General features: G+C 70.4%; 20 protein-coding genes. 17 read left to right on the top strand and 3 right to left on the bottom strand.

The annotated features are described in order from the left end of the window. Nucleotides 1-10: 10 nt before the first annotated feature. The gene (locus AC3IPY_RS12725) at nucleotides 11-1,516 is read right to left on the bottom strand and encodes an alanine/glycine:cation symporter family protein (RefSeq protein WP_489184646.1); all 1,506 of its coding nucleotides are present in this window, start codon (nucleotides 1,514-1,516) and stop codon (nucleotides 11-13) included. 192 nt (nucleotides 1,517-1,708) lie between these two features. Here AC3IPY_RS12725 and nusA point away from each other — a divergent pair, with 192 nt between their 5' ends. From nusA to rbfA, 4 genes are all read left to right on the top strand, one after another. Continuing rightward, nucleotides 1,709-2,707: a transcription termination factor NusA gene (gene nusA, locus AC3IPY_RS12720; RefSeq protein ID WP_489184645.1), complete on the top strand. Its 999-nt coding sequence runs from the start codon at nucleotides 1,709-1,711 to the stop codon at nucleotides 2,705-2,707. A gap of 43 nt (nucleotides 2,708-2,750) precedes the next feature. Further along, complete coding sequence (locus AC3IPY_RS12715) at nucleotides 2,751-3,014, top strand: YlxR family protein (RefSeq protein WP_489184644.1); 264 nt, start codon at nucleotides 2,751-2,753, stop codon at nucleotides 3,012-3,014. A gap of 83 nt (nucleotides 3,015-3,097) precedes the next feature. Then, complete coding sequence (infB, locus tag AC3IPY_RS12710; protein ID WP_489184643.1) at nucleotides 3,098-5,896, top strand: translation initiation factor IF-2; 2,799 nt, start codon at nucleotides 3,098-3,100, stop codon at nucleotides 5,894-5,896. A gap of 121 nt (nucleotides 5,897-6,017) precedes the next feature. Beyond that, nucleotides 6,018-6,503 (top strand): 30S ribosome-binding factor RbfA, encoded by a 486-nt coding sequence (gene rbfA / locus AC3IPY_RS12705; RefSeq protein WP_489184642.1) that lies wholly within the window; start codon nucleotides 6,018-6,020, stop codon nucleotides 6,501-6,503. A 9-nt stretch (nucleotides 6,504-6,512) separates the two neighbouring features. On the opposite strand, the gene AC3IPY_RS12700 is transcribed toward rbfA, so the two are convergent. Then, entirely contained in the window at nucleotides 6,513-7,403 is an 891-nt protein-coding gene (locus tag AC3IPY_RS12700; RefSeq protein WP_489184641.1) for an HhH-GPD family protein, read from the bottom strand. Nucleotides 7,404-7,459: 56 nt separating this feature from the next. Here AC3IPY_RS12700 and AC3IPY_RS12695 point away from each other — a divergent pair, with 56 nt between their 5' ends. Together AC3IPY_RS12695 and AC3IPY_RS12690 are read left to right on the top strand one after the other, a co-directional pair. Further along, nucleotides 7,460-8,077: a nucleoside/nucleotide kinase family protein gene (locus AC3IPY_RS12695; protein WP_489184640.1), complete on the top strand. Its 618-nt coding sequence runs from the start codon at nucleotides 7,460-7,462 to the stop codon at nucleotides 8,075-8,077. 272 nt (nucleotides 8,078-8,349) lie between these two features. Continuing rightward, nucleotides 8,350-10,707 (top strand): hypothetical protein, encoded by a 2,358-nt coding sequence (locus AC3IPY_RS12690; protein WP_489184639.1) that lies wholly within the window; start codon nucleotides 8,350-8,352, stop codon nucleotides 10,705-10,707. A 73-nt stretch (nucleotides 10,708-10,780) separates the two neighbouring features. On the opposite strand, the gene AC3IPY_RS12685 is transcribed toward AC3IPY_RS12690, so the two are convergent. Further along, nucleotides 10,781-11,776, bottom strand: a complete 996-nt coding sequence (locus AC3IPY_RS12685) for a ketopantoate reductase family protein (RefSeq protein ID WP_489184638.1) — start codon at nucleotides 11,774-11,776, stop codon at nucleotides 10,781-10,783. Nucleotides 11,777-11,834: 58 nt separating this feature from the next. Here AC3IPY_RS12685 and truB point away from each other — a divergent pair, with 58 nt between their 5' ends. The 11 genes from truB (at nucleotide 11,835) to AC3IPY_RS12630 (ending at nucleotide 22,289) form a co-directional block, all read left to right on the top strand. Beyond that, the gene (gene truB, locus AC3IPY_RS12680) at nucleotides 11,835-12,809 is read left to right on the top strand and encodes a tRNA pseudouridine(55) synthase TruB (RefSeq protein WP_489184637.1); all 975 of its coding nucleotides are present in this window, start codon (nucleotides 11,835-11,837) and stop codon (nucleotides 12,807-12,809) included. Next, on the top strand, nucleotides 12,806-13,174 hold the full coding sequence (locus AC3IPY_RS12675; protein WP_489184636.1) for a hypothetical protein: 369 nt from the start codon (nucleotides 12,806-12,808) through the stop codon (nucleotides 13,172-13,174). The genes truB and AC3IPY_RS12675 overlap by 4 nt, the downstream gene beginning before the upstream one ends. A 113-nt stretch (nucleotides 13,175-13,287) precedes the next feature. Further along, nucleotides 13,288-13,722, top strand: coding sequence for a hypothetical protein (locus tag AC3IPY_RS12670; protein ID WP_489188326.1), 435 nt, complete (start codon nucleotides 13,288-13,290; stop codon nucleotides 13,720-13,722). Further along, nucleotides 13,719-14,663: a bifunctional riboflavin kinase/FAD synthetase gene (locus AC3IPY_RS12665; RefSeq protein ID WP_489184635.1), complete on the top strand. Its 945-nt coding sequence runs from the start codon at nucleotides 13,719-13,721 to the stop codon at nucleotides 14,661-14,663. Before AC3IPY_RS12670 ends, AC3IPY_RS12665 begins: the two co-directional genes overlap by 4 nt. A 10-nt stretch (nucleotides 14,664-14,673) precedes the next feature. After that, the gene (locus AC3IPY_RS12660) at nucleotides 14,674-15,900 is read left to right on the top strand and encodes an MFS transporter (protein WP_489184634.1); all 1,227 of its coding nucleotides are present in this window, start codon (nucleotides 14,674-14,676) and stop codon (nucleotides 15,898-15,900) included. A 230-nt stretch (nucleotides 15,901-16,130) separates the two neighbouring features. Further along, complete coding sequence (locus AC3IPY_RS12655; protein ID WP_489184633.1) at nucleotides 16,131-17,075, top strand: sugar-binding transcriptional regulator; 945 nt, start codon at nucleotides 16,131-16,133, stop codon at nucleotides 17,073-17,075. 58 nt (nucleotides 17,076-17,133) lie between these two features. After that, nucleotides 17,134-18,141 (top strand): deoxyribose-phosphate aldolase, encoded by a 1,008-nt coding sequence (deoC, locus tag AC3IPY_RS12650; protein WP_489184632.1) that lies wholly within the window; start codon nucleotides 17,134-17,136, stop codon nucleotides 18,139-18,141. A 16-nt stretch (nucleotides 18,142-18,157) separates the two neighbouring features. Further along, nucleotides 18,158-19,657 carry an aldehyde dehydrogenase family protein gene (locus AC3IPY_RS12645; RefSeq protein ID WP_489184631.1) on the top strand — a complete coding sequence of 500 codons (1,500 nt, stop codon included), beginning with the start codon at nucleotides 18,158-18,160 and terminating at the stop codon, nucleotides 19,655-19,657. Next, nucleotides 19,654-20,514, top strand: a complete 861-nt coding sequence (locus AC3IPY_RS12640) for an aldehyde dehydrogenase family protein (RefSeq protein ID WP_489184630.1) — start codon at nucleotides 19,654-19,656, stop codon at nucleotides 20,512-20,514. The genes AC3IPY_RS12645 and AC3IPY_RS12640 overlap by 4 nt, the downstream gene beginning before the upstream one ends. A 7-nt stretch (nucleotides 20,515-20,521) precedes the next feature. Next, on the top strand, nucleotides 20,522-20,761 hold the full coding sequence (locus AC3IPY_RS12635) for a hypothetical protein (RefSeq protein WP_489184629.1): 240 nt from the start codon (nucleotides 20,522-20,524) through the stop codon (nucleotides 20,759-20,761). 31 nt (nucleotides 20,762-20,792) lie between these two features. Then, nucleotides 20,793-22,289 (top strand): SDR family oxidoreductase, encoded by a 1,497-nt coding sequence (locus AC3IPY_RS12630; RefSeq protein ID WP_489184628.1) that lies wholly within the window; start codon nucleotides 20,793-20,795, stop codon nucleotides 22,287-22,289. Nucleotides 22,290-22,329 lie beyond the last annotated feature (40 nt).

Below are 22,329 nucleotides of genomic sequence, written 5' to 3'. Positions count from 1 at the left end.
CGGCCCGCGTTCAGTCCTCGCGGTGCAGGTGGTCGCGGTGCTTGTCGGCCTGGTGATGCGCGACCGACACCCCGATCGGGCCGGTGACCGAGCGCTCGTCGACCCAGCACTCGATGCCCGGGACATCCGGCAGCAGATCGCGCGTGAACACCGGATCCCGCCCCTGCCGTCGCTGATGCGTGTAGTCGCGCAGGAGCCGGAACGCGATGCCCGACAACAGGCCGATGGCCACGAGGTTGACGATGGCCATGAGACCCATCATGCCGTCGGCGAAGTTCCAGATCAGGTCGGCCCCGGCGATCGAGCCGACGAAGATCGCGACGACGACGAGCACGCGGTACCCGGTGAGCACGGCCCGCCGACCCGTGATGAACTCGATGTTCGACTCGCCGTAGTAGTAGTTGCCGAGGATCGAGCTGAACGCCAGCAGGAAGATCACGATCGAGAGCAGGATGCTGGCCCACCCACCGAGGTTGCTCACGATCGCGTTCTGCGTGAGGCCGATGCCGCGGGTGGCGCTGCCGAGATCGGGGTTCGAGACGAGGATGATGAACGCCGTGATCGAGCAGACGAGGAACGTGTCGAAGTAGACGCCGAGCGTCTGCACGAGCCCCTGCTTGACCGGGTGCGTGACCGCCGCGCTGGCGCCGGCGTTCGGCGCTGATCCGAGACCGGCCTCGTTCGAGAACATGCCGCGCTTGACGCCCGTCATGACGATCGTGCCGAGGGTGGCCCCGACGACCTCGTTGAACCCGAACGCCTCGGTGAAGATCGAGCCGAAGACCTCGGGGAACCTCGTGATGTTCATCGCCACGATGACGAGCCCGATGAGCAGGTAGAGCAGCGCCATGAGCGGCACGACGGCCTGCGTGACCGAGGCGATGCGCCGCACGCCGCCGAACACGACGAGCGCGGTCAGCACGGCGAGGCCGGCCCCGACCGCCCAGGGGATCCAGTCGGCGCCGCCGTCGGGCGCGACCGTGGAGGAGACCGTCGCGCTGATGGTGTTGGCCTGCAACGACGAGAAGGCGAACGGGAAGCAGACGATGAGGATGACCGCGAAGAGGATGCCGGCCCATCGGGCCTTGAGGCCGCGCTCGATGTAGTACGCCGGACCGCCGCGGAACCCGTCGGTGTCGCGCACCTTGAAGAGCTGGCCCAGCGTCGACTCGACGAAGCTCGACGCGCCGCCGACGAACGCCATGAGCCACATCCAGAAGATCGCGCCGGGTCCGCCGATCGCGATCGCAGTTCCGACGCCCGCGATGTTGCCGACGCCCACGCGGGACGCGGCCGAGATCGTGAACGCCTGGAAGGCCGAGACCGACTGCGGCTCACCCGACTCGTCGCGTGGCGTCTTGTCGGTGAGCGTTCGGAACATCTCGGGGATGAGCCGGAACTGCACGACCCCCGAACGCGCCGTGAAGTAGAGGCCGAGCAGCACCACCACGGGCAGCACGATCCAGGTCCAGAGCAGGTCGCCTGCGGAGAGCACGAAGTCGTTGACGGCATCCATGCGCCCAGCATGTCAGCGCGAACGCGAGGGATGCTCGCCATATCCGGCGGTTCGCAGAGCGGATGCCGCGGGCCTGGCGAGCGTCGGACGGGCGTCGCCGGTGGCTCCCGGTCGTCCGAGACATCCGCTAACCTAGAGAGTCGTCCGCACGGTGGACGACGTCTTGAGAGTTGAATAGAGGAGGCCGGGTTCATGGATATCGACCTCAGCGTGCTGCGGATGATGGAGCGCGAGAAGGAGATCCCGTTCGATGAGCTGGTGCAGATCATCGAACAGGCCATTCTCATGGCCTACCTGAAGCACACGCATCCCGACCAGCACGGCCACGCGAACCCCGACGGTGCGCGGGCCCACCTCGACCGGAAGACCGGCCACGTCTCGGTGTTCGTTCCCGAACTCGATGAAGAGGGCAACGTCATCGGCGAGGCCGAGGACAGCCCGAGCGACTTCGGTCGCATCGCGGCGTTCGCAGCGAAGCAGGTCATCAACCAGCGACTGCGCGACCTGGCCGACGACGCCGTTCTCGGCGAGTTCCGCGGGCGCGAGGGCGACATCGTCGCCGGCGTCATCCAGCAGGGCCCCAACCCGCGGATGATCCACATCGACCTCGGCACCGTCGAGGCGATCCTCCCGCCCGAGGAGCAGGTGCCCGGCGAGGAGTATCCGCACGGGCAGCGCATCCGCGTCTACGTCACGAGCGTGGCCAAGGGCACCAAGGGGCCCTCGATCACGGTCTCGCGCACGCACCCGGCACTCGTGCGCAAGCTGTTCGCGCTCGAGGTGCCCGAGATCGCGTCGGGCGTCGTCGAGATCGTCTCGCTCGCCCGCGAGGCCGGTCACCGCACCAAGATCGCGGTGCGCGCGACCCAGCCGGGCATCAACGCCAAGGGCGCGGCCATCGGCGAACTCGGCCAGCGCGTGCGCGCGGTCACCGCCGAGCTCGGTGCCGAGAAGATCGACATCGTCGATTACTCAGACGACCTCTCCACGTTCGTGGCGAGCGCGCTGTCGCCCGCGAAGGTCACGAGCGCGTTCGTCATCGACGAGTCGACCAAGGCGGTTCGCGCACTGGTGCCCGACTACCAGCTCTCGCTGGCGATCGGCAAGGAGGGGCAGAACGCCCGCCTCGCCGCCAAGCTGACGGGCGCGAAGATCGACATCCAGCCCGACTCGGTGCTCGAGTCGAACTGACCAGGCCTGGCCGTCATCGGGCGCCCAGACTCGGAGGTGTAGGATGGATCCCGTCAGAACGTGCATCGGGTGCCGTTCGCGCGCTCCACGATCCTCACTTCTGAGGGTCGTCTCCCAGAATTCCCTTGTCGTGGCAGACGCTTCGGCGGTGCTTCCGGGCAGGGGTGCGTGGCTGCATCCGACACTCGAGTGCTACCGGCTCGCCGTTCGGAAGCGTGCCTTCGGGCGCGCACTCCGCATTCGCGGCGAGGTGGACACCGGCAACGTAGAGAACAGGCTGAACACACAAGTGATGACCAATGAGTGACAACTAATGAGCGGCTCGAAATGAGTCCCGTCCGCCATTGATGGTCTGCCCCTGTCCGGGGTCAGGCCCGGAACAGGAGAGAAGTGGCTGCCAAACCACGCGTACACGAGATCGCATCCGAACTCGGTGTCGACAGCAAGATCGCCCTTGAGAAGCTCAAGGAGATGGGCGAGTACGTCAAGGGACCCTCGTCGTCCATCGAACCCCCCGTCGCGCGCCGCCTGAAGGCTGCGCTCGAAGCCGCAGGCGCTGCGGCGAACGCCGCCGCCCCGGCAGCGACCGCTCCCGCGGTACCGGCACGTCCGGCCGCGGTCAAGCCCGGCCCCAAGCCGGCGCCGAAGCCCGTCGCCGCGCCCGAGGCGCCGGCCGAGGCCCCCGCTGCCGCGGTGCCCGCCGACGTCCCGCTGACCGTGGCCGAGCGCCAGGCTCAGGCCGAAGAGCGCGCAGCCCAGGCCGCCGCCGAGAAGGCCGCCGCCGAGAAGACCGGCGATGCCCCCGCGGCCGCCGAGGCCTCCGATGCCGTGAAGCCCGGCGCGCCCAAGCCCGGCGGCTCCGCGCCGCGTCCGGGTGCTCCGCGCCCGAGCTCTTCGCGGCCCGGCAACAACCCGTTCTCGAGTGCACAGGGCATGGGCCAGCGCCCCGCCCAGCCGCGCCCGGGCAACAATCCGTTCTCGAGCGCGCAGGGCATGGGCCAGCGGCCCAGCCCGGGCAACATCCCGCGCCCGCAGGCACCTCGTCCCGGTTCGCCCCGGCCCGGTGCTCCCCGTCCGGCAGGCGCCGGCGGTCGTCCCGGCGGCGGTTTCCAGCGCCCCGGCGGCGCGGGTGCCGGCGCTCGCCCAGGCGGCGGCGGCGGTTTCCAGCGCCCCGGTGGCGGCGCTCCCGGTGCGGGCGGCTTCGGCGGTCCGCGGCCGGCGGGTGGCGGCGGCCGTGGCCGTGGCCCCGGCGGTGGCACGGCGGGTGCGTTCGGCCGCGGTGGCGGCAAGAGCAAGGCCCGCAAGTCCAAGCGCACGAAGCGTCAAGAGTTCGAGATGCGGGAGGCCCCGTCGCTCGGCGGCGTGAGCGTTCCCCGCGGCGACGGCAACACCGTCATCCGCCTGCGTCGCGGTTCCTCGATCTCCGACTTCGCCGACAAGATCGACGCGAACCCCGGTTCGCTCGTGACGGTGCTGTTCCACCTCGGTGAGATGGCGACCGCGACGGAGTCGCTCGACGAGGCCACCTTCGAGGTGCTCGGCGCCGAGCTCGGCTACAAGATCCAGGTCGTCTCGCCCGAAGACGAGGACAAGGAGCTCCTCGAGGGCTTCGACATCGACCTCGATGCCGAGCTCGAAGACGAGGGCGACGACGTGCTCGAGCAGCGTCCGCCGGTCGTGACCGTCATGGGTCACGTCGACCACGGTAAGACGCGCCTGCTCGACGCGATCCGCAACGCCAACGTCGTCGCAGGCGAGGCCGGCGGCATCACGCAGCACATCGGTGCCTACCAGGTGCACACCACCCACGAGGGCATCGAACGCGCCATCACCTTCATCGACACCCCCGGTCACGAGGCGTTCACCGCCATGCGTGCCCGTGGTGCGCAGGTCACCGACATCGCGATCCTCGTGGTCGCGGCCGATGACGGCATCATGCCGCAGACGATCGAGGCGCTGAACCACGCGCAGTCGGCGAACGTGCCGATCGTCGTGGCGGTCAACAAGATCGACAAGGAAGACGCCAACCCGCAGAAGGTGCGCCAGCAGCTCACCGAGTTCGGCCTGGTCGCCGAGGAGTACGGCGGCGACGTCATGTTCGTCGACGTGTCGGCCCGCAACGACATCGGCATCCAGGACCTGCTCGACGCGGTGCTCCTGACCGCCGACGCCGGCCTCGACCTGCGCGCGAACCCCAACAAGGACGCTCGCGGCGTCGCCATCGAGGCGAAGCTCGACAAGGGCCGCGGTGCGGTTGCGACCGTGCTCATCCAGTCGGGAACGCTGCGCGTCGGCGATGCGATCGTCGCCGGCACGGCCTACGGCCGCGTGCGTGCCATGACCGACGAGAACGGCGACGCCGTGCTGGCCGCGACCCCGTCGCGCCCCGTGCAGGTGCAGGGCCTCTCGAGCGTCCCGCGCGCCGGCGACACCTTCCTCGTCACCGAAGAGGACCGCACCGCGCGTCAGATCGCCGAGAAGCGCGAAGCCGCCGAGCGCAACGCCCAGCTGGCCAAGGCCCGCAAGCGCATCTCGCTCGAGGACTTCACCCGTGCACTCGAAGAGGGCAAGGTCGAGTCGCTCAACCTCATCATCAAGGGTGACGTCTCGGGTGCCGTCGAGGCGCTCGAGGAGTCGCTCCTCAAGATCGAGGTCGACGACTCGGTGCAGCTGCGCATCCTCCACCGCGGTGTGGGTGCGATCACCGAGAGCGACGTCAACCTCGCGACGATCGACAACGCGATCATCGTGGGCTTCAACGTGCGCCCCGACACGAAGGCGCGCGAGCGCGCCGCTCGCGAGGGTGTCGACATCCGCTTCTACTCGGTCATCTACAACGCGATCGACGAGATCGAGGACTCGCTGAAGGGCATGCTCAAGCCCGAGTTCGAAGAGGTCCAGTCTGGTGTCGCCGAGATCCGCGAGGTGTTCCGCTCCTCGAAGTTCGGCAACATCGCCGGTGTCATCGTGCGGTCGGGAACGATCACGCGAAACGCCAAGGCGCGCGTCATCCGCGATGGCGTCGTCGTCGGCGACAACCTCGCCATCGAGTCGCTGCGTCGGTTCAAGGACGACGTCACCGAGGTGCGCACGGACTTCGAAGCCGGTATCGGCCTCGGCAAGTTCAACGACATCCAGGTCGGCGACGAGATCGAGACCACCGAGATGCGGGAGAAGCCCCGCGCGTAAGTCGTGGTCACGGGTCCCCGTTCCTCACTCCGGTGACGAACGGGGGCCCCTACCCCGATTCACGTCGAGGCGGTCGGGGCGGCGAAGCCGAACCGACCTTGCCACGAAAGGAAGCACTGCAATGGCAGATCCGGCACGCGCCAGGAAGATGGCCGACCGCATCAAGGAGATCGTCGCCCGACGACTCGACAAGGGCCTTCGCGACCCCCGACTCGGCTTCGTGACGATCACCGACGTGCGCGTCACGGGCGACCTGCAGCACGCGAGCATCTTCTACACGGTGTACGGCACCGATGAGGAGCGCCGTGACTCGGCACTCGCGCTGAAGGCCGCGACCGGCATGCTCCGCACCGAGGTCGGCCGCAACATCACCGCCCGACTCACGCCGTCGCTCGAGTTCATCCTCGACGCGATCCCCGAGAACGCCGACCACATCGCCGCGCTGCTCCGCGAGGCGCGCGCACGCGATGCCGAGACCGAGGCCGCCGCGAGCACCGCCGAGTACGCCGGCGACGCCGACCCGTACGTCAAGCCGCGCGAGTTCGACGAGGGCGACGACCTCGACGAAGGCGACGACCTCGACGAAGACGAGTCGATCGCCCGCTGACTTCGGGGTTCACGCCTCGGGGAGCGTCAGCCCGTCGTCCTCGGGCACGGCGAGCCCGTCGCGCACGAGCGTCTCGACGGCGCGATCGAGTTGCGCGGCATCCGCCCACACGGGCGCGAGTTCGGCACGCGACACGGGCCGGTGCGCGGCACGCAGTTCGCGCATGACGAGTCCTCGAACCTGCCGGTCGGACCCCTCGAAGCGCGCCTGCCGCGCCGCGCGGGGGCCGTCGTACTCGGGGTGTCCGGCGAGGCGCCACGCGCACTGCGCCGCGATCGGACATCGGTCGCATTCGGGCGCGCGCGCCGTGCAGACGGTGGCTCCGAGCTCCATCGCGGCGGCGTTGAACATGCGCGCCGAGGCATCCGCCACCGGAAGCAGTGCCGCCATCGCGGCCAGATCGCGGTTCGTCGACGGCGGGCCGGGGTGCCCCTGTCCGAGCACGGCCCGGGCGATGACCCGTCGCGTGTTGGTGTCGACCACCGGATGCCGCGTGCCGAACGCGAACGCCGCGACGGCTCGCGCGGTGTAGGGGCCGACGCCCGGCAGCGCGAGCAGGTCGTCGAGCTCGCGCGGCACCTCGCCGTCGTGCCGCTCGACCATCGTGGACGCGGCCCGGTGCAGCCAGAGTGCGCGTCGGGGGTACCCCAGCCGATCCCAGGCGCGCACGGCCTCCGATGGGGGAGCGGCCGCGAGGTCGGCGGGGGTGGGCCAGCGTTCGATCCACGCCTGCCAGCGCGGGATCACGCGCGCGACCTGCGTCTGCTGCAGCATGAACTCGCTGACCAGCACCGCCCAGGGGGAGACCTCGGCCGCGCGCCACGGCAACGGCCTCGCAGCATGCGCGAACCAGGCGTTCACGGCCTCGGCGAGGTCGGGCGCGGTGGCGTCTGCGGGCATCCTCCAAGCCTACGAGCACGGATGCCGCGACCGGGCCGCACGGCTAGCATGAGCGCATGGAACTGGTGACGACGCCGCGCGTGAGCTTCCTCCGCGAACTCGCCGACGAGATCCTGCGGCAGTACGGCCTGGGCCGCATGATCGTCGCGATCGACGGACCGTTGCAGAGCGGCAAGACCGCGTTCGGCGACGATCTCGCGGACGTGCTGCGCGAGCGCGGGCACCGCGTGTTCCGGGCGAGCATGGAGGACTTCCATCGGTCGCGCGAGGCGCAGGACGTGTACGGGCCCGACACCGCCGAACGCTACTTCCGCTACGGCTTCGACGAGTCGGCGCTGCGCCGGGTGCTCGTCGAGCCCTTCCGCATGGGCGGCTCGACGGCGTTCGTGACCGCGGTGTTCGACCCGGCGCGCGACGCGTGGGTGCAGCCGAAGTGGATCACCGGTCCGGCCGACGCGATCCTCGTGCTCGACGGGCGCTTCGTGCTGCGGCCGCGCCTCGCGGAACTCTGGGACGTGCGCATCGCGCTCGAGGGCGAGCCGGTCGACGCGGCGGACCGCATCGCCTACGCCGAGAGCGACCCCAGGCACGCGGCATCCGTCGTCGTCGACAATCGCGAGCCGACCAGGCCGCGGTTCGGAGCCGTCGGTCGCGCCGGGTCGCGCCGGTCGTAGGGTCTGGATCGGTCGTCGCCGACCGGCTTCGTCGGACGAAATGTCCCCAATTCGGGGGACAGATCGTACCTGTGGTCGAAACGGGTGGACGGGCCTCGGCGGCGGGGCCATACTGAAGGTTCACAGCCCTTTGCCCCCGGCCGTGCGAACCCCCCCCAGCCCCACCCGAAGACCCGAACTTCGATGCGCCCACCCCGGCGCTTCGACCGGTCGCGCATGCGCGACGCCGGCTTCAGCAGGTTCGCCGCCATCCGATCGATGGAGAACCCCGAATGCCCAACCCCAGTGGTTCGGTGCGCGCTGCCCAGCGCCTGCGGCGTGCGCACGCGAAATCCGATTCCCCGAGCCTGTGGCGTCGTGCCGCGGCCATCCTGACGACCCTGGCGCTCGCCGGCGGCCTCGCCGTCGTCGGCGCCGCGGCCCCCGCGAGTGCGCACACCGGCGACCTGAAGGCCGTCGCGGAGTGCAACACCGAGACCGGCATGTACGACGTCACCTACACGCTCAAGCTCACCCAGGTCGGCAACCTGAAGGGCTCGACCATGTGGAAGGTCGGGACCACCGAGTTCAAGGGCACCCCCTCGAACGCCAACGGCATGGATCGCGGCCCGATCTCGTCGACGGGTGACGTGACGCTGACGCTCGGCAAGGAGTCCATCCCGGGCACGACCAAGGGCGGCGGTCCATGGGTGTACGCGTTCACCACCTGGAGCGACGACTACACGAAGGGTTCCGACGGTCGTGTCGAGAACCTCAAGGGCGACTGCAAGGACGATTCCGACAAGATCGCCTACTGTCATGCGACGGGGAGCGAGTCCAACCCGTACACCCGCGTGGAGACATCGGTGAACGCGTTCTACAAGTCGGGTCACATCGACCACCAGGGCGACATCTGGCCGGCATTCAGCTACAAGAAGAACGGCAGCACCATCAAGGTCGCGGCTCAAGGCGACCAGTCGCTGCTGCAGTATCCCGACTGTTCGCGGCCGCCGACCGAGATCCTCTCCGTACCCACGTTCAGCGACACGTGCGGTCCGGGCAACGAGGTCCTCGAGATTCCTGAAGACGTAGACGGCTACGTGTGGTCCGACTCGCGCGAAGGGGCGGTCATCACGGTGACCGCGACGGCCGAGCCCGGTTATTCCTTCAAACCCGGTACTCAGACCTCGTGGACCTTCACGGTGGACGACGAACCGTGCGAGATCGGCCTGCAGGGTGTGCCCGCCTTCTCGGACATCTGCGGCCCCGACAACGAGGAACTGTTCGTTCCCACCAGCACCGACACTGTGCTGTGGGCCTCGACGCGTGAGGGCTCGACCGTCACGGTGACGGCGACACCGAAGGGCGACGTCGTCTTCACGCCCGGCACGCGCACGTCGTGGACCTTCACGGTGGACGACGAGCCGTGCATCGTCGGTATCGAGTTCCTGCCGTCGTTCCGAGACGTTTGCGGACCAGGCAATGAAGAGCTCGAGATCCCCGAGGACGAAGACGGCTATGTGTGGTCCTCTTCGCGTGAGGGTTCGGTCATCACGGTCACGGCCACGGCAGAGCCCAACTTCGCCTTCGCTCCTGGCACCAAGACGGTCTGGACCTTCGATGTCATCGACGAGCCCTGCGTCATCGATCTCGTCGGTGAGCCGAAGTTCGTCGACACCTGCGGACCCGACAACGAGCAGCTCACCCTGCCGGAGAGCACCGAGACGATCGAGTGGACCTCGTCCGAGGTCGACGGCGTGATCACCGTCACGGCCACGGCCAAGGCGGGTTCCAAGTTCGGCGAGGACACGCAGGCCACGTGGGTCTACACGATCGACGATGCCCCGTGCATCACCGAGTTGGTCGGTGAGCCGTCGTTCGCCGACGTCTGCGGTCCAGACAACGAGCAACTCGTCGTCCCGGCGGACACCGAGACAGTGACGTGGAGCCAAGTCGAGACCGAGGGCGTCGTCACGGTCGTGGCCGTGCCGAAGAACGGTTTCGCCTTCGCCGACGGTGTGAAGAGCGAATGGTCGTATGCGATCGATGACGCGGCATGCGTCCAGCCGACCCTCGACGGTTCGCTCGCCACCGGCGTCTGCGAGGCCGACGTGCCGTGGATCAGTTACGCGGTCGCGCTGACCGACCCCGACAACCAGGCGACGAGCGATCTCGTCACGCTCACCCTCGGCGACGGCACGAACTCCGAGGTCATCGAGCTCGGCGAACTCGGCGCTGACGGCACGCTGTCCGGCAAGACGCTCTGGCCCGGTGCCGCGGTCGACGACGAGGGCAACGCCGCCGGATGGCCGGGCTGGGAGCAGCTCGCCGACGGCACCTGGCAGGAGACCGACGACAACTTCGCGTGGACGCGTTCGATCACCACCGCGGTGATCCACGTGAACCCCGAACTGTCGGTCGCACTCAGCTACCCGCCGGCCACGCCGGACTGCGCCGACGGTCCGACCATCGTGCCCACCGATGACGGCGGCAACGGCGACGGCGACACCACGGTGATCGCCGAGACCGAGCAGTCCGGGCTCGCGAGCACCGGTTTCGCCGGCACCACGATCGCGATCGTCGCGGGCATCATCGTGCTCGCAGGCGCCGCCTTCCTGGTGATCGCCCGCGTGCGCCGCAAGCGCGCGTAGCGACATCCGCTGAACGATGAGGGGGTCCGGTTCGCCGGGCCCCCTCATTCGCGTGCCGGCGAAGACCGGGCGCTCAGGCCACCACGAGCACGCGCTCGACGGGCAGCGGCCGGCCGAGCGTCTCGACCTCGTGCACGAGCGCGGTGAGCGCGGCGTTCACGGGTGCGTCGATGCCGGCGACGGATGCCTCGCGCACGACGGCGCCGTTCAGGAAGTCGACCTCGGTGGGCTGGCCGCGGCGCAGGCTCTGCTGCGTCGAGCCCAGGTTGGTCTGCCAGCCCATGCGCTGCACGAGCCCTGCGGGCACCTGCACTCCATCGGAGAGCGGCATTCGGGCGAACCCTCGGAGTCCCTCGTCGTCGAGTCCGTTCAGCGCGCCGAAGTGCACGCCGCGCGCGATGCCCACCCGCACGCACTCGCGCATCGAAGCCGTCATGACCCGGAGCAGCGCGGGGTCGGCGGCAACGGCCCCCAGGTCGCGCCCGACGATCGCCGGCACCGCGTTGACCATGTTCACGACGAGCTTGGTCCACTGCGCGCCCCGGAAGTCGTCGATCGCGCTGACCGGCACCGCATGCGAGAGCAGGCCGGCGATGCGTCGAGCGGTGTCGTCGGCCGGGCCGTCGCCGCGCCCGAGGTAGCTCTCGGCGGTCGCGGTCACCCGGACGCGACCCGGCTCGGTGTAGTTCGCGGCGATCATCGAGAGCAGGCCGACGCATGAGGATCGGGGGAGCAGGCGCGCGGCCGTGTCGACGCCCTCGAGTCCGTTCTGCACGACGACCACGGGCGCGCCGTGGATCGCGGCGCGGTTCGCGGTGATCGCGGCCTCGGCGTCCTGGGCCTTCGTGCAGACGAGCACGAGGTCGAAGGCGACGTCGCCCGAGAGTCGCTCGGCGACGGCGACGCGCGCATGCACCTCGCCGTACCCGCCGCTCAGGTGGATGCCGTCGGCGCGGAGCACCTCGAGACCGCTGCCGCGCGCGGTGACCTCGACCTCGTGTCCGGCCCGGGTCAGCAGGGCCGCGAGCGTTCCGCCGAGCGCGCCAGCGCCGATGATGCCGATCCTCACCATCCCAGCGTAGGGCGGCCGGGCGGGCGGAGCGTCGGCGACTGTTAGCCTGTACCGCGTGAACAGCGGCATCCTCCTCGTCGACAAGCCGCAGGGGATCACCAGCCACGACGTGGTCGCTCGCACGCGACGCCTCGCGGGCACGCGCAAGGTCGGCCACGCCGGCACGCTCGATCCCATGGCCACCGGTCTGCTGGTGCTCGGCGTGAACTCGGCGACCAGGCTCCTGACCTACCTCGTCGGGCTCGACAAGGAGTACGTCGCGACGATCCGCCTGGGCGCCGCCACGACGACCGACGACGCCGAGGGCGAACCGCTCGTCGAGGCATCCGCCGCCTCCGCTGCGCTCGTCGAAGGCGTCGACGACGCCCGCATCGCGGCCGGCATCGCGAAGCTGACGGGCGAGATCGAGCAGGTCCCGAGCACGGTCAGCGCGATCAAGGTCGACGGCAAGCGCGCCTACCAGCGCGTGCGCGACGGCGAGCAGGTCGAGTTGAAGAGCCGCGCGGTGACGATCTCGGCGTTCGAGGTGCTCGAGACGCGACGCGTGCCCGCGACCGATGCGGCAGGCGCAGCCGACGGCCACGGCTTCGTCGACGTCGACGTGCGCGTCGAGTGCTCCTCGGGCACCTACATCCGGGCCCTCGCGCGCGATCTCGGCGCCGACCTGGGCGTCGGCGGCCATCTCACCGCCCTGCGTCGCACGCGCATCGGCCGGTTCACGGTGGCCGAGGCATCCGTGCTCGAAGACCTCGACGTCGGGTCCGCGCTCATCGGCGCCGCGGATGCCGCGGGGCGGGCCATGCCCGTCGTGCACCTCACCGAGCAGCAGGCGATCGACCTCGGGCACGGCAAGCGCATCACTGCCGACGCGGCCCCCGAGAGCGCGAAGGGCGAGCCGATCGCGGCCGTCGCGGCATCGGAGGTCCGCGCCGCACCCGGCACGGCGCCCCGCCTGGTCGCGATCGTCGAGCGCCGGGGCGACACGCTCAAGGTCGTCGCGGGCTTCCCGGCCGACGAGGCCGTCTCGTGATCGAGTGGTTCATGTGGGTGCAGCTCGGCGTCGCGGTCGCGGCCGGCCTGCTGTGCCTCGGCCTGGGGTTCGCGGGCCGGGTTCCGAGCGACCTGTCGAACGGGGCGCTCGCGCTCGTCGAGCTGCTGCTCGTGGCGCAGGTCGTCGTCTCGATCGCGGCGCCGGCCTTCGGCAACACGCCGACCGGCAACCCGCTCGAGTTCGGCATCTACCTGTTCGCGGCCCTGCTCATCCCGCCGGCGGCGATCTTCTGGGCGCTGCTCGAGCGCAGCCGGTGGAGCACGGTCGTGCTCGGCGTCGGCGCGCTGGCCGTGGCGGTCATGCTCTACCGCATGTTCCAGATCTGGACCGTGCAGGTCGGCTGAGCACCGGCCGAGACACCGAGCACGGTCTGAGAGAATCGATCGAGATGTCCGAATCGCTTGAGCAGCCCGCACGTACCGACGCGGCCAACAACCCCTCCTCGGCCCGACCCCGCATGAGCGGCGTCGGGCGCGTGCTCGTCGCCGTCTACGCCGTGCTCGCGGTCGCCGCGACGGGGCGTTCGTTCTACCAGATCGCGACGAAGTTCGACGAGGCGCCGGTCGCGTACGCGCTGTCGGCGCTCGCCGCCGTGGTCTACATCGTCGCGACGATCGCCCTCGTGCGGCGCGGGCGCGTCTGGTACCGCATCGCGTGGGCGACGCTCGTGTTCGAGCTGACCGGCGTGCTCGTCGTGGGCGTGCTCAGCCTGCTCGATCCGGCCCTGTTCCCGCATGACACGGTCTGGTCGTACTTCGGCCGCGGCTACGCGTTCATCCCGCTCGTGCTGCCGATCCTCGGCATGTGGTGGCTGGCCGGGCACCACCCGACCGAAGCCGCGACCGCCGACAACCCAGCCGCCGAGACCGAGACCGAGGCGGATGCCGCGTGAAGACCTTCAAGGGCCTCGCGGCCGTTCCCGAGGCGTTCGGACCGAGCGTGGTGACCATCGGCAAGTTCGACGGCGTGCATCAGGGCCACAGGGCCCTCATCGAGCGCATCCGCACGATCGCCGACGAGCGCGCACTCACGACCGCCGTCGTGACCTTCGATCGCAACCCGCTCGCGCTGCTCGCCCCCGACAAGTGCCCCGACCCGCTCGTGAGCATGCGGCAGAAGCTCGAGCTGCTCGCGACGACCGGCGTCGACGTCACGCTCATGCTGCCGTTCGACCGGGCGCTCGCGTCGGTGCCGGCGACCGAGTTCGTCGAGCGCGTGCTCGTCGACGCGCTGCATGCGAGGGTCGTGCTCGTGGGGCGCGACTTCCGCTACGGCGCCCGCGGTGCCGGCGACGTCGACCTGCTCATCGACCTGGGCCGAACGTTCGGCTTCGAGGTCGAGGTCGTCGACGACGTGCGCCCAGGGGGCGAGCGGCGGGCCTCGTCCACGTGGATCCGCGAGCTCCTCGCAGACGGCGACGTGCGGCACGCCACGAAGCTGCTGGGGCACACGCCGACGGTGTCCGGCATCGTCGTGCACGGCGCCAAGCGCGGTCGCGAGCTCGGGTTCCCGACGGCCAACCTCACGCCGGAGTCCGAGGGCCTCATCCCCGCCGACGGCGTCTACGCCGGCTGGCTGACCGACGCGGGCACGCGGTATCCGGCGGCGATCTCGGTCGGCGACAACCCGACGTTCGAGGGCGTGGCGGCCAAGCAGGTCGAGGCGTACGTGCTCGACCGCGAGCTCGACCTGTACGACCACGTCGTCGACGTCGAGTTCGTCGATCGCATCCGAGGCATGGTCGCGTTCACCTCGATCCCCGATCTCATCGAGACCATGCGCGGCGACGTCGTGCGGGCCAGGCAGATCCTGACCGGCGACGACAACACCTAGACTCGATCGGGTGACTTCCGACGCGCCCCGTTCCCTGTGGGCCGGTCGAACCCTCGCCCTCGTGGGCATCATCCTCGTCGCGTTCAACCTGCGCACGGCGGTGGCCTCGCTGTCGCCGATCATGACGCAACTCGAGGTCGACATCCCGCTGAGCCCGACGCTCGTCGGGTTCCTCGGCATGCTGCCGCCGCTCTGCTACGCGGTGTTCGGCATCGTCACGCCGCTGTTCGCGAAGCGGCTCGGCCTCGAGCCGACGCTCATCATCGCGCTCGGCGCGCTCGCCGTCGGACTCCTCGGTCGAGGACTCGCGCCCGACGCGCTCTGGCTGGTCGCCGCGAGCTCGCTCACGTTCGCGGCCATCGGCGTCGGCAACGTGCTGCTGCCGCCGCTCGTCAAGCGCTACTTCCCCGACCGCATCGGGGTCATGACGACGATCTACGTCACCGCCATGTCGATCAGCACCTTCGTGCCGCCGCTGATCGCGGTTCCGGTGGCGGATGCCGCGGGCTGGCGCGTGTCGCTGGGGCAGTGGGCGTTCATCGCGGCGCTCGCGCTCGTGCCGTGGATCGCGCTGCTCGTGCACCCGCGACGTCAGGCGCCGGCGGTGCTTCCCGAGGAGGCGGAGCGCGGCCTGCTGCGGTATGCCGTGCGCTCGCCGCTGGCCTGGGCGCTCACGGTCACGTTCACCGTGTCGGGCTTCAACGCCTACGCGCTCTTCGCCTGGCTGCCGGCGATGCTGCCCGACCTCGCGGGCGTCACGCCGGCCGAAGCGGGCGCACTGCTCTCGTTGTACGCCGCCATGGGCCTGCCGGCCGGCCTGCTCGTGCCCGTGCTCGCGGCCAGGTACGGACGGGTTCGCCTGCTCGTCGGCGTCTCGGTGTTCTCGCTCGTCGCCGGATACCTCGGGCTGCTGCTCGTGCCGTCGGTCGCGACGTGGCTCTGGGTGGCGCTCGCCGGCCTCGGTCCGCTGCTCTTCCCGCTCTCGCTCGTGCTCATCAACCTGCGCACCAGGACCCACTCGGGTTCGGTCGCGCTGTCGGGGTTCGTGCAGTCCGTCGGTTACCTCATCGTGGCGGTCGGCCCCCTGCTCGTGGGCCTCGTGCACGACGTCAGCGGCGGCTGGGTCTGGCCGCTCGCGATCCTGCTGGCGACCGCGGCGCCCGCCGCGATCGCCGGGGCGGTCGTGTCGCGTCCGCGACTGTTCGAGGACGAGCGCGTCGCGCGCACGGGCGACTGACCGACTCCCCGCCACGACCTCTCATCGGCCGACGTCGCGTTCGCGGCGCGAACGAACCGTCGTCGACCCGCGAAACGTCGTCACGCGGCGTTCGAGCGGTCCCGCGAGCGGTCGGGCACGCGCGCGGGGTGCGCGCGAACGGATGGATGCTGCTCATCTGAGCACGATCCGCCGCGAGTGTTGCCGATGAGCGGGCACGTGCCTACGCTGGGAACGGCGGAAGGACAGGTGTGGACGAGATCGACGAACTCCTCTCGATCCGAGCGGCCGAGCTCTACTACGAGGAGAACAAGACGCAGGACGAGATCGGGCAGGCGCTGCGTCTGACCCGGTGGAAGGTCGGCCGACTCCTCGCCCAGGCGAAGCAGCAGGGCTTCATCCGCATCGAGATCCTGCATCCGCGCGCCAGGCGCCTGCCCATCGAACGCCGCCTCCGCGACGAGCGCGGCCTGGCCGACGCCGTCGTGGTCTCCTCCGCAGGGGTCACCTCCGCCGAAGAGCTGCAGGCGCGCACCGCGCAGGCCGCGGCCGACTACCTCACCTCGCTCCGGCCCGTGCCGCGCACGCTCGGCGTGAGCTGGGGGCGCACCCTCTTCGAGATCTCGCAGTACCTGCGCAACGGCTGGGCCTCAGGGGTCAACGTCGTGCAGATCAACGGCGGCGTGAGCCTGAACCGCAGGCCGGGCACGGCCGCGGCCACCGCGGTCGGCATCGCGCAGAAGGCCGGCGGCAGCGCCACGCTGCTGCCGAGCCCCGCAATCCTCGAGCGACTCGAGACCAAGCACGCGATCGAGGCCGACCGGGTCGTCGCCGGCGTCATCGACCTCGCACGCTCGGCCGACGCGTACCTCTTCAGTGCGGGCGCGGCCGATCACACCTCGGTGCACGTCGAGAGCGGCTACCTCTCCGAGTCCGACGTCGACCTGCTCGTGGCGAAGGGCGCCGTCGGCGACGTCGTCGGCCGCTACATCGACTCCGACGGCAACATCGTCGACCCGGCGCTCGATGCCAGAACCGTCGGGCTGACGCTCGACGAACTGCGCGCGGCATCCCACGGCATCGCCGTCATCGCGGGCCGTGCCAAGCACGCCGTCGCCGACGCGGTCGTGCGCAGCGGGCTCTGCTCGGTGCTCGTCACCGACGAGGCGACCGCCCTCCACCTCCTCGACGGCTGACGCCCGCCGGCGCCACCGACTCGAACGCCAGAACCGACTCGAAAGCCAGGTCGATCCCATGACAGGAACCTCCCTCATCACCGCCAGGGAGCGCGCACTCGCCGTGCTCGGCGGCGAGCCCGACGACGCGACGCTGCGCAGGTACCTGCACGGCATCCCGGGTGTCGACGCGGTCGGCCTCGAACAACGCGCCGCCGGCCTCGGCACTCGCAGCATCAAGACCACCTCCAAGGCGTGGGCGCTCGACCGCATCATCTCGCTCATCGACCTCACGACGCTCGAGGGCGCCGACACCCCCGGCAAGGTGCGCTCGCTCGCCGCGAAGGCGCTGAACCCCGACCCGGCGGATGCCACGACTCCGCGGGTCGCGGCCGTCTGCGTCTACGGCGACATGGTGCCCTTCGCGGTCGACGCCCTCGGCGCCGCGCACGGCGACCCCGACGACGGCCTCGTCTCGGTCGCGGCGGTCGCCACCGCGTTCCCGAGTGGCCGGGCCTCGCTCGAGATCAAGCTCGCCGACACCGCCGAGGCCGTCGCGGCCGGCGCCGACGAGATCGACATGGTCATCGACCGCGGCGCGTTCCTGGCGGGGCGCTACGGCCTGGTCTTCGACCAGATCGCCGCCGTCAAAGAGGCCTGCCGCCGCGCCGACGGCACGAGCGCGAGCCTCAAGGTGATCCTCGAGACCGGCGAGCTCGTCACCTACGACAACGTGCGTCGCGCATCGTGGCTCTCGATCCTCGCGGGCGGCGACTTCATCAAGACCTCCACCGGCAAGGTGCCGTCGGCCGCGACGCTGCCCGTCACGCTCCTCATGCTCGAGGTCGTGCGCGACTGGCACCTGGCCACCGGCCAGCGCATCGGGGTCAAGCCCGCGGGCGGCATCCGAACGTCCAAAGACGCGATCAAGTACCTCGTGACCGTCGCCGAGACCGTCGGCGAGGCGTGGCTCGTGCCGCACCTGTTCCGCTTCGGCGCCTCGAGCCTGCTCAACGACGTGCTGCTGCAGCGCCAGAAGCTCGCGAGCTCGCACTACTCCGGCCCCGACTACGTCACGATCGACTGAGACGAGAGCACGACACATGAACTTCCTCGAATACGCCCCCGCTCCCGAGTCGACGGCGATCCTGAACCTGCGCGACCAGTACGGCCTCTTCGTCGACGGCGAGTTCGTCGACGGCCGCGGCGAGCCGTTCCAGACGATCTCCCCGGCGACCGAGGCCCGCATCGCGACCATCTCGAACGCGAACGAGGCGGATGTCTCCGACGCGGTCGCCGCCGCCCGTCGCGCCTACGACCGCACCTGGTCCCGCATGAGCGGCCGCGACCGGGGCAAGTACCTCTTCCGCATCGCCCGTCTCGTGCAGGAGCGCGCCCGCGAGCTCGCGGTGGCCGAGTCGCTCGACAACGGCAAGCCCATCAAGGAGTCGCGCGACGTCGACGTGCCGCTCGTGGCGGCATGGTTCTTCTACTACGCGGGCTGGGCCGACAAGCTCGATCACGCGGGGCTCGGGGCCGACCCGCGGGCGCTGGGCGTCGCCGCCCAGGTGATCCCGTGGAACTTCCCGCTGCTCATGCTGGCGTGGAAGATCGCACCCGCGCTCGCCGCCGGCAACACCGTCGTGCTGAAGCCGGCCGAGACCACGCCGCTCACGGCGCTCATCTTCGCCGAGATCCTGCAGCAGGCCGACCTGCCGCCCGGCGTCGTGAACATCATCACCGGCGCGGGCGAGACCGGAGCCGCGCTCGTGTCGCACGAGGGCGTCGACAAGGTCGCCTTCACCGGCTCGACCGCCGTCGGCCGTGCGATCGCGAAGCAGGTCGCCGGAACCGACAAGAAGCTCACCCTCGAACTCGGCGGCAAGGCCGCGAACATCGTGTTCGACGATGCGCCCGTCGACCAGGCGATCGAGGGCATCGTCAACGGCATCTTCTTCAACCAGGGCCACGTCTGCTGTGCAGGGTCGCGCCTGCTCGTGCAGGAGAACATCCACGACGAGGTCGTCGACCGGCTCAAGAACCGCCTTTCGACCCTGCGTCTCGGCGACCCGCTCGACAAGAACACCGACATCGGCGCGATCAACTCGCGCGAGCAGCTCGAGCGCATCCGCGAGCTCTCCGACATCGGCGTGGCCGAGGGCGCCGAGCGCTGGAGCGCACCGTGCGAGATTCCCGAGAACGGGTTCTGGTACGCGCCGACCATCTTCACCGGCGTGCAGACCTCGAGCCGCATCGCCCGTGAAGAGATCTTCGGTCCGGTGCTCTCGGTGCTCACGTTCCGCACGCCCGCCGAAGCCATAGCCAAGGCGAACAACACGCCCTACGGGCTCTCCGCCGGCATCTGGACCGACAAGGGCAGCCGCATCCTCGCGGTCGCCGACCAGCTGCGTGCGGGCGTGATCTGGGCGAACACGTTCAACCGCTTCGACCCGGCCTCGCCGTTCGGCGGCTACAAGGAGTCCGGCTACGGCCGCGAGGGCGGGCGCCACGGGCTCGCCGCCTACCTCGCGCCGGCGAGCGCCGTCGCCGGTCCGGTCGCGGCGAAGCCGCTGAAGTCAGCAACGAAGGGATCGAAGCGATGAGCCGCCTCGCCGTGCCGAAGACCTACAAGCTCTACATCGGGGGAGCGTTCCCGCGCAGCGAGTCCGGCCGCACCTACGAGGTGCTCGGGGCGTCGGGCGCCTTCCTGGCGAACGCGGCCAAGGCCTCTCGCAAAGACGCCCGCGACGCGGTCGTCGCCGCGCGCGCCGCCGTCGGCGGATGGTCGGGCGCCACCGCCTACAACCGCGGGCAGGTGCTCTACCGCATCGCCGAACTCCTCGAGGGCCGTCGCGCCCAGTTCATCGCCGAGATCGAGGAGGCCGAGGGCGCGACCCGCGCCGTGGCATCCGCCCAGGTCGACGAGGCCATCGACCGCTGGGTCTGGTACGCCGGGTGGGCCGACAAGTTCGCCCAGGTCGCGGGGGGCGCCAACCCGGTCGCCGGTCCGTACTTCAACATCTCGGTGCCCGAGCCCACCGGCGTCGTCGCGATCGTCGCGCCGCAGGGCTCCTCGCTCCTCGGCCTCGTCTCCGCCGTGGCCCCCGCGCTCGTGGCGGGCAACGCCGTCGTCGTGGTCGCGAGCGAACGCTTCCCGCTCTCGGCGATCAGCCTCGCCGAGGTGCTCGCCACGAGCGACGTGCCGAAGGGCGTCGTCAACGTGCTCACCGGGTCGCCGGCCGAGATCGCGCCGTGGCTCGCGAGCCACGCCGACGTGAACGCGATCGATCTCGTCGGCGCGGGCGACCTCGACTGGATCGACCTCGAGATCGCGGCCGCCGACACGCTGAAGCGCGTGCTGCGGCCCGAGCAGGGGGCGGATCCCGCGGCGCCGGCGCTCGGCCGCATCGCGGCGTTCACCGAGACGAAGACGGTCTGGCACACCAAGAGCATGAAGTAGGGGCACGATGTCCGGACGCAATGGCGCATCCGACGAGCGGGGCCGACTCGAAGCCGACCCGTTCGACTACCGGCTGACGGGCCGCGGCGGCGTGATCGTGTACCGCGGCGGCCGGCCGGTGATGACGGTCGGCGGCAAGGACGCTGCTCGCCTCATCGACGCCCTCCAACGTGCGGATGATTCACAGGCGCAGCACCTGCTGGCGCGGGCCAGCGGCAACTATCGTCGAGGCAACGAACGGGCCTGACGTCGCGCGTCGGTCCCGGGAGGGGACTCGCATGCGCGTGCTCGTGACCGGGGCGACCGGATACATCGGCGGCAGACTCGTACCGCGCCTGCTCGCAGCAGGTCATGAGGTTCGCGTCCTCGTCCGTCGCCCCGACCGGCTGCGCGACGTTCCATGGGCGGAATCGGTCGAGGTCGTCACGGGCGACCTGGCCGATGCGGCATCCGTCGACGATGCCGTCGACGACATGGACGCGGTGTACTACCTCGTGCACTCGATGGGCGGCCGTGGCGACTTCGAGGCGACCGAGCTCGCGATCGCGCGCAACGTCGCGGATGCCGCGTTCCGTCGCGGTGTGGGACGCATCGTGTATCTCGGCGGGCTGCATCCCGAGGGGGAGCGCCTCTCGCGGCACCTCCGGTCGCGAACGCACGTCGGCGAGGTCCTGCTGGCCTCCGGCGTTCCGACCATCGTGTTCCAGGCGGGGGTCGTGATCGGTTCGGGGTCGACCTCGTTCGAGATGATCCGCCATCTCACCGAGGTGCTGCCGTACATGCCTGCGCCGCGCTGGGTGCGCAGCTTCATCCAGCCGATCGCGGTGCGCGACGTGCTGCACTACCTGGTCGCCGCCGTGGACGTGCCGTCCCGCGTGAACCGGGCGTTCGACATCGGCGGGCCCGACGTGCACCGTTACGGGCAGCTCATGAACGGCTATGCCGTCGAAGCCGGTCTTCCGCAGCGACCGATCGCCGCGCTCCCGGTGCTGACGCCGTGGCTCGCCGGCCAGTGGGTGAACCTCGTCACGCCGATCCCGCGACGGCTCGCGGTGCCGATCATCGAGTCGCTGCAGTTCGACTGCGTCGTGCACGACCACGACATCGACGACGTGATCCCGCCGCCGGTCGAGGGACTGCTGCCGTATCGCACGGCCGTGCGCCTGGCGCTCGAGCGGGAGCGCGCCGGCGAGGTCGAGACGAGCTGGCGCAACGCCGAGGTGGTCGGCGCGCCGAGCGATCCGCTGCCGAGCGACCCCGATTGGGCGGGCCACACCGTCTACGTCGATGAGCGCCGGCGAGACTCGCCCGCGGGCCGGGCATCGCTCTGGCGTGTGATCGAAGGAGTGGGCGGCGAGAACGGCTGGTACTCCTTCCCGCTCGCCTGGGCGTTGCGAGGGTGGGTCGACAAGCTCACCGGCGGCGTCGGGCTGCGTCGCGGACGGCTCGACCCCGAGCGGCTGCGCATCGGCGACGCCGTGGACTTCTGGCGCGTCGAGAGCATCGACCGCGGTTCCTTCCTGCGATTGCGCGCCGAGATGCGCGTGCCGGGGCGGGCATGGCTCGAGCTCTCGGCAGCGGATGCGGGCGACGAGGCACCGGGCGGGTCGAGGTACCGTCAACGGGCGGTCTTCTTCCCGAAGGGGCTTCCCGGGCGCCTGTACTGGTTCGCCATCCTGCCGTTCCACGGCGTGATCTTCGCGGGAATGGCGAACCGGATCACCGCGGAGGCGGAGGCCGCGCAGCGCCCCTCGAAAGAGGTAACGAAACGGTAACGCTCGTTTGCTAGAGTGACGGGAACCATCGCGCAAGGAG

This window comes from Agromyces sp. GL_144, assembly GCF_057834305.1.
Note: the sequence above shows the minus strand (reverse complement) of the source record. Positions and strands in the feature narration are given on the sequence as shown.

Coding starts and splice junctions, on each gene's coding strand:
- AC3IPY_RS12670 (WP_489188326.1), top strand. CDS start 13,288: ATGAGCGGCGTCGGGCGCGTGCTCGTCGCCGTCTACGCCGTGCTCGCG.
- AC3IPY_RS12630 (WP_489184628.1), top strand. CDS start 20,793: ATGCGCGTGCTCGTGACCGGGGCGACCGGATACATCGGCGGCAGACTC.
- AC3IPY_RS12690 (WP_489184639.1), top strand. CDS start 8,350: ATGCCCAACCCCAGTGGTTCGGTGCGCGCTGCCCAGCGCCTGCGGCGT.
- AC3IPY_RS12635 (WP_489184629.1), top strand. CDS start 20,522: ATGTCCGGACGCAATGGCGCATCCGACGAGCGGGGCCGACTCGAAGCC.
- AC3IPY_RS12715 (WP_489184644.1), top strand. CDS start 2,751: ATGGATCCCGTCAGAACGTGCATCGGGTGCCGTTCGCGCGCTCCACGA.
- deoC (WP_489184632.1), top strand. CDS start 17,134: ATGACAGGAACCTCCCTCATCACCGCCAGGGAGCGCGCACTCGCCGTG.
- AC3IPY_RS12645 (WP_489184631.1), top strand. CDS start 18,158: ATGAACTTCCTCGAATACGCCCCCGCTCCCGAGTCGACGGCGATCCTG.
- AC3IPY_RS12640 (WP_489184630.1), top strand. CDS start 19,654: ATGAGCCGCCTCGCCGTGCCGAAGACCTACAAGCTCTACATCGGGGGA.
- AC3IPY_RS12695 (WP_489184640.1), top strand. CDS start 7,460: ATGGAACTGGTGACGACGCCGCGCGTGAGCTTCCTCCGCGAACTCGCC.
- AC3IPY_RS12700 (WP_489184641.1), bottom strand. CDS start 7,403: ATGCCCGCAGACGCCACCGCGCCCGACCTCGCCGAGGCCGTGAACGCC.
- nusA (WP_489184645.1), top strand. CDS start 1,709: ATGGATATCGACCTCAGCGTGCTGCGGATGATGGAGCGCGAGAAGGAG.
- rbfA (WP_489184642.1), top strand. CDS start 6,018: ATGGCAGATCCGGCACGCGCCAGGAAGATGGCCGACCGCATCAAGGAG.
- AC3IPY_RS12725 (WP_489184646.1), bottom strand. CDS start 1,516: ATGGATGCCGTCAACGACTTCGTGCTCTCCGCAGGCGACCTGCTCTGG.